Origin of the sequence: Shewanella yunxiaonensis, assembly GCF_018223345.1 — a bacterium.
Taxonomy (GTDB): domain Bacteria; phylum Pseudomonadota; class Gammaproteobacteria; order Enterobacterales; family Shewanellaceae; genus Shewanella; species Shewanella yunxiaonensis.
Genome location: NZ_CP073587.1, coordinates 2,094,036 through 2,105,513, shown reverse-complemented (window position 1 = coordinate 2,105,513; position 11,478 = coordinate 2,094,036). Strand labels below are relative to the sequence as shown.

Genomic DNA, 11,478 nt, shown 5'->3' with positions numbered 1-11,478 from the left:
GTCTAGGAGAACACATGTTTTATAAAATCGCGCAAAAGGTGATGTTTCAGATGGACCCGGAAGTGGCCCATAATTTCGCTATGACTGGCCTAAAGGCCTCTGCAAACAACCCTTTGAACTGTTTTTATGCCCAAGATATTGCGCCGGTTCCAGTGGAATTTATGGGCGTAACCTTCCCTAATCCAGTGGGACTGGCTGCCGGGATGGATAAAGACGGGGAAGCAATCGATGCTTTTGCTGCGATGGGATTTGGCCATATCGAGGTGGGAACCGTCACACCGAGGCCTCAGCCAGGTAATGATAAGCCGCGGTTGTTTCGTATTAAGCCTGCGAAAGCGATTATTAACCGTATGGGATTTAATAATAAAGGCGTCGATAATCTGGTTAAAAATTTACTGGCGCGTAAATCTAAAGCTGTGGTCGGGGTCAATATTGGTAAAAATAAAGACACCCCCGTCGAACAGGGCAAAGATGATTATTTGATCTGTATGGATAAAGTTTATCCATATGCAGACTATATTGCGGTTAATATTTCATCACCCAATACTCCCGGACTACGCACCATGCAATATGGTGAGTTGTTGGAAGATTTGTTAGCCAGTCTTAAAGAAAAGCAAAAAGCATTAGCTGACAAATATCAGAAATATGTTCCAGTAGCACTTAAAATTGCACCTGATTTATCTCAAGATGAAATTGAGAAAATAGCCGATGCACTGATCAGAAATAAGTTTGATGGCGTTATTGCGACGAATACAACATTAAGTCGTGATGGCGTGAGTGGCTTGGCTAATTCAAATGAAACAGGTGGCTTGAGCGGCAAGCCATTAAATGAGCTATCCACCAAGGTGATTAAACAACTGGCGGATTGCTTGCAAGGGCAGGTGCCAATACTTGGTTGTGGTGGCGTTATCTGTGCTGAAGATGCGATGGCCAAATTGGATGCGGGGGCACAATTAATTCAGATTTATTCTGGCTTTATTTATCAGGGACCAAAACTGATTAGAGATATTGTAGAAGCATATCGATCCAGAAATAAAAAATAAGATCGTAAAGAGCGATAATTGATCAAAAGGATCGCGTGGCGATCCTTTTTTATATCTACGATCTCACTTAATCTTTCGATCTTAAATATTTAATGTTGAAAAGTAGTGCAAAATATTTAAACTATATTTTGCTATTGGATAAAATATCATCTACTATCTTTCCATAATAATAAAAGTCGGTTGGACTACGCTATGTTATTAATGCCTGAAAGTTGCTGGCAATGGAAATATGATGACTCATATGGGGTCTTGGGTATAACCCTGGGCTCAGAGTTAGAATTTCTAACCCCTTACAAATCCAAGACGTTAATTCCAGATGCACTCAGTGAGTTCGAATTCAATGTGGACCATGCCAGATATTATATTGAATTACTGGATTGCCTGAGCAAGCGTTTGTCATTGCCTGATGCTTGCCTGGTTCAATTGGCATTGAATGCTACCGCCGCACGGTTTCTACAAAAGCCACAAATGCCGAAGTCCTGGTTTTTTGAAAGCAGTGATGTATGTGTCTATAGTGAAGCCGGTAAATTATTCAATGTGAAATGCCGTGGTGAACGTATTCTGGTATTGGTAATCGAGACAAATCTGCAAGCCTCTACCGTGATGATGTTGGATCAGGAATGCATGTTGAGTGACACGAAGTCGCTGCAAAAATTCGAGACCATCAAGGTTATGCACGATCGTTTGTTTGCGCTGCGAGCCCAACAACAGATAGTTGCGGCCTGAAAAAGCTGCTTGAATAGCAAAAAGGCGATCGCTGATAGATCGCCTTTGTCGTTTTTAGCGGGTTACTTGCCGGCTTTCTGGTGGCGTAACGCCAGATTAGCGTTGATGTCTGCCAATGACAGATCCTGATCTTCCAACAGTACAAACAGGTGGTAGATCAGGTCAGAAGCTTCATTGACCAGTTCAAACTTGTCATGCGTCGCTGCCGCCAGTGCTGTTTCCAGGCCTTCTTCTCCTACCTTTTGTGAGATCCGCTTGGTGCCACGGGCAAACAGTGACGCGGTATAGCTGGTGGATGGATCGGCATTTTTGCGGCCGTGAATTAATTCTTGGAGTTGATGCATAAAAGGATGCACTTCGCCGTCCCAGCAGCTATCGGTGCCTTTATGGCAGGTAGGACCGGTCGGTACTGCCTGAACCAACAATGTGTCACGGTCGCAATCCATGGCAATGGATACCAGTTGCAGATGGTTACCTGAGGTTTCACCTTTCGTCCATAACCGTTGTTTACTGCGGCTGTAGAAGGTTACCAGGCCTTTAGCAAAGCTGGTCTGCAGTGCTTCCGGGTTCATATAGCCCAGCATCAGGACTTTTGCGGAGTGAAAATCCTGCACGATTGCAGGCACTAGACCCTGTTGTTTATCCCAATCCAGTTCATTCAGCAATGTCTGCTGCTGTTCTGGCGTCATGGTACAAGAGGGGGTTTCTGATTGAGTCATGTTACTTCCTGTTTATGCTTGCAGCGGTTGGTCATTGCGGATACAGATACCCGCGTTGCGCAAATACTGTTTCAATTCCGGGATCGGAATAATACCTTTATGGAACACACTGGCGGCTAAGGCAGCATCGACACCGGCATCAATGAATACATCGCGAAAATGTTCCATTGCACCAGCACCACCGGAGGCGATTAATGGGACGTCACAAACGCTACGAACCTTGGATAGTTGGTTGATATCGTAGCCCTGACGTACGCCATCTTGATTCATCACATTAAGGACAATTTCGCCACAGCCTTGCTTCTGTGCTTCTTCCACCCAATCCAATGTGTACCACTGAGTGTCGCGGGTGGCGGCTTCATCTCCGGTAAACTGCTTCACTTTATAACTGTCGCTGGCAGCGTCATAGAAGGAGTCGATACCCACAACCACACACTGACGGCCAAATTCATCGTGTAAGCGCCGGATCAGACTGGGATCCGATAATGCCGGGGAGTTGATGGAGATTTTATCGGCGCCAAATGCCAGAATTTCCCGTGCTTGCTCAATGGAACGGATGCCTCCAGCGACACAAAAGGGGATATCAATCTGCTGTGCTACCCGGCTGACCCAGGATTTATCAACAGTACGATCGTGAGCACTGGCCGTAATATCATAAAACACCAGTTCATCAGCACCTTCAGCAGCGTAACGTTGTGCCAGCGGTACGATGTCACCAACAATTTCATGGTTACGAAATTGCACGCCCTTGACCACCTTACCGGCTTTGACATCCAGACAGGGAACTATGCGTTTGGCCAACATTGGATTGCCTCCGTGACGCTAAATTGTTGAGTGAGTAGCGCTTTGCCAATAATAATGCCACTGGCACCGCTGTCGCGAACCGCAGCAACGTCAGCCAGTGATGCAATACCGCCAGAGGCCTGCCACTGAATATTGGGATAGCTTTCGGCCAATTCGTGGTAGAGCGCATTATTCGCACCGGTCATGGTGCCATCTCGACTGATATCGGTTACCAATGCGTGTTTGAGACCGACAGGAGTGAATTCTGCCACTAAGGATTCCAACGTTTTCCCGCCGCCGCTTTGCCAGCCAGCAACGGCAACAACTTTAGTGCCATCTGTGTCGATATTGACATCCAGTGCCAGACAAATACGCTCCGCGCCAAATTCTGCAAACCATTGTTTGACTAATTCGGGCTGCTTAACGGCTAATGAACCTATCACCACTCGATAGACTCCCGATTGCAGCAATTCTTTTACCTGCTCATGACTACGGATCCCGCCGCCCACTTGCAGTGGGGTCTGGAGTCCCGCCGCAAGTCGGGCAATCAGTGCTGTCTGGCGCTTTTGTGGATCTTTCGCACCGGTAAGATCTACCAGATGCAGTAATTTGGCACCCTGGCGTTCATAAGACTGCAATTGTTCAAGTGGGCTGTAATCAAATGTAGTCTGTTGGCCATAGTCGCCCTGATACAGGCGCACCACCTGACCATCAATCAGATCAATTGCCGGAATAATCATGCCGCACCTCCACTGAGACTTTCCTTGGTCATTTTCAGAAAGTTCTGCAGGATTCTGGCTCCAACGGCGGCACTTTTTTCTGGATGGAATTGCACACCCATAAAATTACCATTGGCAATTGCCGCGCTAAACGGTTCGCCATACTCGCTGAGGGCGATGCTGTAATCGCTGACAGGCGCGCAAAATGAATGCACAAAATAGACAAAGTCACCTTCGCTGATGCCAGCAAATAACGGATGTGGTTGCTGATTGATGATTACCGGTGACAGCTGGTTCCACCCCATGTGGGGTGTGGGCAGTTGCTGGGTATCGAGTTCACGAACAGAGGTGGGAATTAAGCCCAGACACTGAGTGTCTTCGTCTTTTTCACCGCGCTCTGTGGAATATTCAGTCATCAGTTGCATGCCCAGACAAACGCCAAGCACCGGTTGCGTCAGGCCCTGGATCACTTCCACCAGTTGTTTCTGGCGGATTGACTGCATCGCTGCCGGCGCACTACCCACGCCGGGCAGGATCACTCGGGTGGCTGCTTGGATCACCACAGGATCATCGCTGACACTGACATCGGCACCCAAACGTTCAAACGCGAAACGCACTGAACTCAGATTGGCACATCCGGTATCGATAATGACAGTTTCGCTCATCACAAGACTCCTTTACTTGAGGGAAGTGCATCGCCTTCCACGCGAATGGCTTGTCTTAGTGCGCGGCCCAAAGCTTTAAATAAGGCTTCAACCTTATGATGTTCGTTATCGCCATCGCAACCAATATGCAGCGTACAGCGTAACCCGTCCGCAAAGGAGCGGAAAAAGTGCGGTACCATCTCAGTGGCCAGTTCGCCCACTTTGTCACGGTTGAATTCAGCGTTGAATTTAATAAAAGGTCGGCCAGAAAGGTCCAGTAAACATTCGCCACGGGCTTCATCCATCGGCAAGCTGAAACCAAAACGACCAATGCCGCGTTTGTCACCCAATGCCTGCCGTAGGGCATCGCCTAGTGCCAATCCGGTATCTTCCACACTGTGGTGGTCATCGATATGCAGATCGCCTTTAACCTGCACACTCAAACGGAAATTACCGTGGGTGGCAATCTGGTCCAACATGTGATCAAAAAAGCCGATCCCGGTATTGATGTCGTTGTGACCAGGGTTATCCAAATCGACAGTGACACGAATATCGGTTTCTCGCGTGGTTCGCACCACTTCGGCGGTGCGGTGGCGCGACAACAGCTCATCAGCAATCTGTTGCCAGCCTAATACGCCACGCTGATATTTGAAGCTTTTAAGGCCCATGGCATCAGCCAGTGCAATATCGGTTTCCCGATCACCAATCACGGCTGAGCGGGTAAAATCAATTTTACCGCCGGTGAGATAATCTTTTACCAAGCCCAGCTTGGGTTTACGGCAACTGCAGTTATCTCCGGGGAAATGTGGACAGATGAGCACATCATAGAATGCCACCCCCTGACTGTTGAAAATCTGCATCATCAGATTATGGGGGGCATCAAAATCTGCCTGAGGAAATGAATCTGTTCCCAGACCATCTTGATTGGACACCATCACCAGTTTAAAGCCAGCGTTCTGCAATTTGAGCAACGCCGGGATCACCTGTGGTTCAAACACCAACTTGTCAAGTCGGTCGAGTTGCTTATCTATGGCCGGCTCTTCCACCAGCGTACCGTCACGGTCAATAAAAAGTATCTTTTGGCTCATGGGCTTACCTTGTACCGGTTGTCCAGTATCTGTGTAGGGTCGGTTAGTTTAGTATTTTTTTCAATGCTGCAATGATTAAATCAGTCTCGCGTTCATCGCTATAACTAAAGCGAATGGCATCTACCAATCGAGGATCTTTGTAAGCTCTGGCAACGATGCCAGCATCCTTTAGTCCCTGGGCCACGCTCTGGATATCATCAAAATATGCCAGCACAAAGTTCGCCCCAGTGGGCAGCACTTTAGCCCCCAGTTGTTCCAGACAATCGGCTAAACGTTGTCCTTGCTGGATCAGCAACTGCACATCGGCACGCATATTGTCCAATCCCGCTTCACTAAGGGCGCGTTCCGCAAGCACTGAAACGGGTAAAGGTACGGGATATGGCGCAATCACTAGCATGATCATGGCGACAACATCTGCTGATGCCAGCGTAAAACCGCAACGCGCACCGGCCAACGCAAAAGCTTTCGAAAGTGTACGTAAGATCACCAGATTAGGGTACTTATCCAGCAGTGCTACCACTGAGTATTCTGGACTGAACTCAATATACGCTTCATCAACTACGACTAGCTGCTCGGGTAACGTTTGCAGCACACTTTCAATCTTTTCGGGGCGGATTAGCGTTCCGGTCGGGTTATTCGGGTTGCAGATAAACACCAGCTTGCAACCTTTAACCGCACTGAGATCGTAGGGCAAACCGTACTCCGGCGTCAGCGACATTGATACCACCCCGACATTAAAAGTACGGGCGCTGATACTATACATGCCATATGTGGGACCGAATAAGGCAATGCTGTCTTTACCGGGAATGCAGAAGGTTCGGATAAGCAGCTCAATTGCTTCGTCCGCGCCACGACTGCACACAACGTGCTTGCTATCGATGCCGACATAGCGGCTGTAGGCGGCAATCAATGCGGGGGGCTGACACTCTGGGTAACGGTTTAATCTTGGCAAATCTGTTCGATTAAATGGACTTTCATTGGCATTGATCCAGATATCGCCTCGACCACCGATGCGGCGTGCACTTTGATAAGGCTCAAGGTCTAAAAGTTCTGGACGAGCCAGTCGCTGTGCCAGATTTAACGTCGCCTCACTCATCGTACTTCTCCATCCGCGTTAAGGGTTGCCAGGCGTAACGCCACTGCATTTTTGTGGGCATCTAATTGTTCGGCAGCTGCGAGAGTCATTACTGTATCACCTAATCCTTGCAGCCCTTGTGCAGAAAGTTCCTGTACGGTGAAACGGCGACAGAAGTCCGCTAACGATAAGCTGGAAACTGTTCGACTATAGCCATAAGTGGGTAACACGTGATTAGTGCCGCTGGCGTAATCACCGACAGACTCTGGCGTATAGGGGCCGACAAACACTGAACCGGCGGCACGAATACGCTTGAGTATTTCTCGGGGTTGCTGTGTTTGCAGGATCAAGTGTTCCGGGCCATAACGGTTTGATACCTCTGCCGCCTGCTGCATATCGCTAACGAGCAGTGTTCGGCTGCAAAACAGCGCCTTCCGGGCGATTTCAGCGCGCGGCAACGTTGCCAACTGACGTTCAACCTCTTGTGCGACTGCGGTTGCTACTGCTTGACTATCAGTCACCAGCATTACCTGCGAGTCTGGGCCGTGTTCAGCCTGTGACAGCAAGTCTGCGGCAATAAACACTGGATTGGCCTTGGCATCGGCAATGACTAATACCTCGGATGGACCCGCAGGCATATCAATGCTGACACAGGCTTGGTTGTCCCGAGAAACTTGGCTTTTGGCTTCAGTCACATAACGGTTGCCCGGACCAAAAATCTTGTCCACCGGAGTAATTGATTCGGTACCAAATGCCAGTGCAGCAATCGCCTGGGCACCGCCAACCTGGTAGATTTCATTCACGCCGCAGGCAGTGGCAGCGTACACGATGGCATCATTGAGCGGTGGCGGGCTTACCAGCACCCGACGCTCGCAACCGGCGATACTGGCAGGCAACGCCAGCATCATTACTGTCGATATCAGTGGCGCACTGCCACCGGGAATATACAGGCCGACGGCTTCAATCGCTTCAGTGTGGAGTTCACAACGGATCCCGGCTTGGGTATCCAGTGCAATCGTGGCGGGTTTCTGCGCTTCATGAAAGCGACGGATATTGGCCATTGCGACTTGGATAGCCGCTTTCAACTCATCACTGACACGCGCAGAGGCCGTAAGGATCTCTGCATCGGATAAGCGGATATTTTGGATCTCGGCCTTGTCAAAACGGCGGCTGTAATCACGCAGGGCGGCATCACCATTTTTGCGAACATTTGCAATGATGTCGGCAACTTGCTGCTCGAGTGCATTATCACCGACCAGTGGCGAACGCTTTAACGCTGCGGCTTTGGCGTCTGCATCAAGCTGGTTCCAGTTGAGGGTTTGCATAATTTATTACCCCATCATTTTTTCAATCGGCATAACCAGAATGGAACTGGCACCCAACGAGGTCAACTGCTCCATGGTGTCCCAGAACAGATCTTCACTGCTAACAGCATGCACTGCCACGCGGGAGGTGTCGTTTTTCAACGGCAGTACCGTTGGATTTTCGGCACCAGGTAATAACGCGACAATTTGTTCCAGGGCATCGACGGGGGCGTGCAACAGAATGTATTTGCTGCCACGCGCCCGGATCACGCCGTTAATACGACTCAAAAGGGTATCAATTAACTGCTGTTTTTCGTCAGACTGTGGTTGTTGTGATTGAATGATACAGGCCATTGAACGGTAAATGACCTCGGTTTCGTACAGACCATTAGCTTCCAAAGTGGCACCTGTCGACACGAGATCACAGATACCATCAGCCAGTCCGGCACGAGGTGCCACTTCTACCGAGCCTTTTAACAGACAACTCCGAAAATTTATGCCCTTATTCTGCATAAAGCGGCGAAGCAGGTTAGGGTAGGAGGTTGCGATACGCAATCCTTCCAATGAATATGCGTCCTGATAGGTGAACTCTTTAGGGACTGCCAACGATAAGCGACAACCGCCGAAATCCAATTGTTTTAACTTCTGGTATTCTGACGGCATTCCCAAGCTTTGGCGTTCAATCTCTTCTTCTTCAAGAACGTTTTCACCAATGATGCCAAGATCCACCACCCCATCCATGACCAGTCCAGGAATATCATCGTCGCGTACACGCAACAGATCGATAGGCATATTATCGGCGTGAGCAATCAACCGTTGTTCATTAACATTGAACTTAACACCGCATTTTTTCAGCAGTTTCTGAGATTCTTCGGACAAACGTCCGGATTTCTGGATGGCAATTCTTAATCGGTTTGATGCAGTCATTCTGGCTATTTCCTGATTGTTGATTCAAAAATTTTAACGTTTAAAACGAAACACCCCCGGAATTCCTTCCGGGGGTGTTAAGTCGTTTGAATCAACCGCCAGAAGGAATAGCACCTTCGGCAGTCAGCTCCGAAGGCTACCGCTTATGATGGTGATGGTGGATAGCAGTCTGGAGCTGTTTCATTAATTCAATCCTAATTCGGTTCTGTTTGACACACCGGCACAAAGGGTATGTCGTGATGGGCTTTAAACTAATCCCTTTGTTTGCCATTTGCAACCATTAATTCACGTTTTTTTAAATTGCATCATCATGCACTCCAAGTTTTGCAGCATTAACACGGATATGGTGGATAGACTTGCTGAATTGGGTGGTTCGGGGATAATGCACCCTTATGCCGTTAGCAATGTTCGGAGCCAGATCATTAGCCGTTTGCTTAAAGAAGTCATATTGGCTTTTTCCCCAGAAGGCGCCTTAGCACAAGGGATTAAAGGATATAAACCTCGGCCCCAGCAGCTAACTATGGCGCAAGCGGTTGCTGACACCCTTGACAGCCCTAAAGGTAAACTGGTTTTGGAAGCAGGGACTGGCGTGGGCAAAACCTTCGGCTATTTAATTCCTGCATTGCTCTCTGGTAAGCAGGTGATTGTGTCCACCGGCAGTAAGAATCTGCAGGAGCAATTGTTCTATAAAGATATTCCGGCGCTTTTGAGGATGTTGGATATCGCCCCGAAAGTGGCGTTGCTAAAAGGCCGCAATAACTATCTGTGTCAACTCAGATTGCAACAGCAACTGGATGACGCCCAAAGTCTTGAGGCACAAACGCTGGACGATCTGTTGCGGGTGCAACAATGGGCGACTGCCAGCGTTGATGGGGATTTAGGCATGATTGCCACAGTTTCCGAGCAGTCGCCGGCACTGGGATTAGTCGCCTCCACCCGTGAAACCTGTATTGGCAAACGTTGTGAATTTTATGAGCAGTGTTTTACCCGTAACGCCCGATTAAAAACCTTAGACGCTAAAATCATCGTGATTAATCACCATCTGTTTTTTGCTGATTGGGTGTTAAAAGATACCGGGTTTGCTGAGTTACTCCCCAAAGCAGACATGCTGGTGTTTGACGAAGCGCACCAACTGCCAGATATTGCTGTAAGTTATTTTGGTCAACAGTTGTCTTTGGGGGCAATGGAACGACTGTTGGGCCGTATAGAAGATGTGTATCTCAATGAACTGCGTGATACCGGTCAACTCGGAGAACTGGCACGTCGCTGTATGAGTCGTTTAACCGATTGGGTTCAGGAGTGTTTGCAGACAGCGCAGAGTGACTGGCGCGTGTTACTTGCCGATAAAAACATTGCAGGGCGTAGCTGGCAGTTACTGGAAGAGTTTCAGGCGTTGCAACGGCTATTGTTAGCGCACGTTGGCCGCAGTGAGCTGTTAGATGATTGTTTTGAAAAGTGGCTGGAGTATCTTACTAAGTTAAAGCAATTCCTTGATTGTGATAATCCCAGTGCAGCCTATTCGTTGGAATTAACCGGACGTCTGCCGTTACTACGAATGGCTCCGATTGATGTCACTCGGGAATGCCAACAACTATTTAATGCTGATTGCCGCTGGGTGTTTACATCGGCAACGCTGCAGGTGAATCGTGAATTACGACATTTTGCTGTTGGTTTGGGATTGCAAGATTGCCGCGAGATGATCCTTGATAGCCCCTTTGACTACCAGCGACAGGCATTATTCTGTGTGCCAAGACAACTGGCAGATGTGCGCAGCGACTCCGATTATCAGCTGCAGCGACTGGTCAGTATCTGCTTAGAGGCGATATCTGCCGCGAAGGGACGTACGTTTATTCTGTTTACCAGCCATCGGATGTTGGAGCGTGTGGCGTTAGAACTTCGCGGGCGCTGTAATTTTCCGTTACTGGTGCAAGGCAGTGCCGGTAAACAGAGTTTACTGAAAAAATTCCGACAACTTGGTAATGCGGTATTGCTGGGCACTGGCAGTTTCTGGGAAGGGGTAGATGTCCGCGGTCATCTGCTGTCCTGCGTGATTATCGATAAGCTGCCGTTTGTATCGCCGGATGATAATCTTTATCGTGCTCGTGCTGCTGAACTGCACCGGCGCGGTGGTGATCCATTTAATGATATTTCTCTGCCTCAGGCGGTGATTGCATTGAAGCAGGGCTTTGGTCGTTTAATCCGTGATGAACACGACCGAGGAGTGTTGATCCTATGCGATAACCGTATTGTCAATCGGCCGTATGGCAGTGCCTTTTTGAATTCGCTGCCACCGATGGCGAGAACCCGAGATCTTGCCAAGGCGATGAAATTTCTGCACGAGATAAAATAACTAGCAATCAGCGGGATACTTGTGCGTGTTCACTAAATGATGCTGCGGTTATGAAAGATCATCCAAGCCAAAGAGGAGGCATTGGCCTCCTCTTTTACGA

Annotated in this window: 11 protein-coding genes; 3 read left to right on the top strand and 8 right to left on the bottom strand. The window is 48.7% G+C overall.

Annotated elements, in window-relative coordinates; translation table 11 throughout:
• Window positions 1–14: 14 nt before the first annotated feature.
• Together pyrD and KDN34_RS09665 are read left to right on the top strand one after the other, a co-directional pair.
• Window positions 15–1,043, top strand: coding sequence for a quinone-dependent dihydroorotate dehydrogenase (pyrD, locus tag KDN34_RS09670; RefSeq protein ID WP_212593598.1), 1,029 nt, complete (start codon window positions 15–17; stop codon window positions 1,041–1,043).
• A gap of 192 nt (window positions 1,044–1,235) precedes the next feature.
• Entirely contained in the window at window positions 1,236–1,769 is a 534-nt protein-coding gene (locus KDN34_RS09665) for a cell division protein ZapC (protein ID WP_212593597.1), read from the top strand.
• Window positions 1,770–1,831: 62 nt separating this feature from the next.
• Here the strand turns inward: KDN34_RS09665 and hisIE are convergent, their stop codons facing one another.
• Genes hisIE through hisG form a run of 8 tightly spaced genes read right to left on the bottom strand, consistent with a single transcriptional unit; the run spans window position 1,832 to window position 9,028 of the window.
• Window positions 1,832–2,488 carry a bifunctional phosphoribosyl-AMP cyclohydrolase/phosphoribosyl-ATP diphosphatase HisIE gene (gene hisIE, locus KDN34_RS09660; protein ID WP_228730303.1) on the bottom strand — a complete coding sequence of 219 codons (657 nt, stop codon included), beginning with the start codon at window positions 2,486–2,488 and terminating at the stop codon, window positions 1,832–1,834.
• A gap of 12 nt (window positions 2,489–2,500) precedes the next feature.
• Complete coding sequence (hisF, locus tag KDN34_RS09655) at window positions 2,501–3,292, bottom strand: imidazole glycerol phosphate synthase subunit HisF (RefSeq protein ID WP_212593596.1); 792 nt, start codon at window positions 3,290–3,292, stop codon at window positions 2,501–2,503.
• Window positions 3,274–4,011 carry a 1-(5-phosphoribosyl)-5-[(5-phosphoribosylamino)methylideneamino]imidazole-4-carboxamide isomerase gene (hisA, locus tag KDN34_RS09650; protein ID WP_212593595.1) on the bottom strand — a complete coding sequence of 246 codons (738 nt, stop codon included), beginning with the start codon at window positions 4,009–4,011 and terminating at the stop codon, window positions 3,274–3,276. Before hisA ends, hisF begins: the two co-directional genes overlap by 19 nt.
• Window positions 4,008–4,655, bottom strand: coding sequence for an imidazole glycerol phosphate synthase subunit HisH (gene hisH, locus KDN34_RS09645; RefSeq protein ID WP_212593594.1), 648 nt, complete (start codon window positions 4,653–4,655; stop codon window positions 4,008–4,010). Before hisH ends, hisA begins: the two co-directional genes overlap by 4 nt.
• A complete protein-coding gene (gene hisB / locus KDN34_RS09640; protein ID WP_212593593.1) occupies window positions 4,655–5,722 on the bottom strand; it encodes a bifunctional histidinol-phosphatase/imidazoleglycerol-phosphate dehydratase HisB in 1,068 nt (355 codons plus the stop codon). Before hisB ends, hisH begins: the two co-directional genes overlap by 1 nt.
• Window positions 5,723–5,765: 43 nt before the next feature.
• Window positions 5,766–6,818, bottom strand: coding sequence for a histidinol-phosphate transaminase (gene hisC, locus KDN34_RS09635; protein WP_212593592.1), 1,053 nt, complete (start codon window positions 6,816–6,818; stop codon window positions 5,766–5,768).
• Entirely contained in the window at window positions 6,815–8,122 is a 1,308-nt protein-coding gene (hisD, locus tag KDN34_RS09630; RefSeq protein ID WP_212593591.1) for a histidinol dehydrogenase, read from the bottom strand. Before hisD ends, hisC begins: the two co-directional genes overlap by 4 nt.
• A 6-nt stretch (window positions 8,123–8,128) precedes the next feature.
• Window positions 8,129–9,028 carry an ATP phosphoribosyltransferase gene (hisG, locus tag KDN34_RS09625; RefSeq protein WP_212593590.1) on the bottom strand — a complete coding sequence of 300 codons (900 nt, stop codon included), beginning with the start codon at window positions 9,026–9,028 and terminating at the stop codon, window positions 8,129–8,131.
• Window positions 9,029–9,410: 382 nt separating this feature from the next.
• On the opposite strand from hisG, the gene KDN34_RS09620 reads away from it, so the two are divergent.
• A complete protein-coding gene (locus KDN34_RS09620) occupies window positions 9,411–11,378 on the top strand; it encodes an ATP-dependent DNA helicase (RefSeq protein ID WP_212596595.1) in 1,968 nt (655 codons plus the stop codon).
• Window positions 11,379–11,478 lie beyond the last annotated feature (100 nt).

Coding starts and splice junctions, on each gene's coding strand:
- KDN34_RS09620 (WP_212596595.1), top strand. CDS start 9,411: ATGCACCCTTATGCCGTTAGCAATGTTCGGAGCCAGATCATTAGCCGT.
- KDN34_RS09665 (WP_212593597.1), top strand. CDS start 1,236: ATGTTATTAATGCCTGAAAGTTGCTGGCAATGGAAATATGATGACTCA.
- hisIE (WP_228730303.1), bottom strand. CDS start 2,488: ATGACTCAATCAGAAACCCCCTCTTGTACCATGACGCCAGAACAGCAG.
- hisH (WP_212593594.1), bottom strand. CDS start 4,655: ATGAGCGAAACTGTCATTATCGATACCGGATGTGCCAATCTGAGTTCA.
- pyrD (WP_212593598.1), top strand. CDS start 15: ATGTTTTATAAAATCGCGCAAAAGGTGATGTTTCAGATGGACCCGGAA.
- hisF (WP_212593596.1), bottom strand. CDS start 3,292: ATGTTGGCCAAACGCATAGTTCCCTGTCTGGATGTCAAAGCCGGTAAG.
- hisA (WP_212593595.1), bottom strand. CDS start 4,011: ATGATTATTCCGGCAATTGATCTGATTGATGGTCAGGTGGTGCGCCTG.
- hisG (WP_212593590.1), bottom strand. CDS start 9,028: ATGACTGCATCAAACCGATTAAGAATTGCCATCCAGAAATCCGGACGT.
- hisB (WP_212593593.1), bottom strand. CDS start 5,722: ATGAGCCAAAAGATACTTTTTATTGACCGTGACGGTACGCTGGTGGAA.
- hisD (WP_212593591.1), bottom strand. CDS start 8,122: ATGCAAACCCTCAACTGGAACCAGCTTGATGCAGACGCCAAAGCCGCA.
- hisC (WP_212593592.1), bottom strand. CDS start 6,818: ATGAGTGAGGCGACGTTAAATCTGGCACAGCGACTGGCTCGTCCAGAA.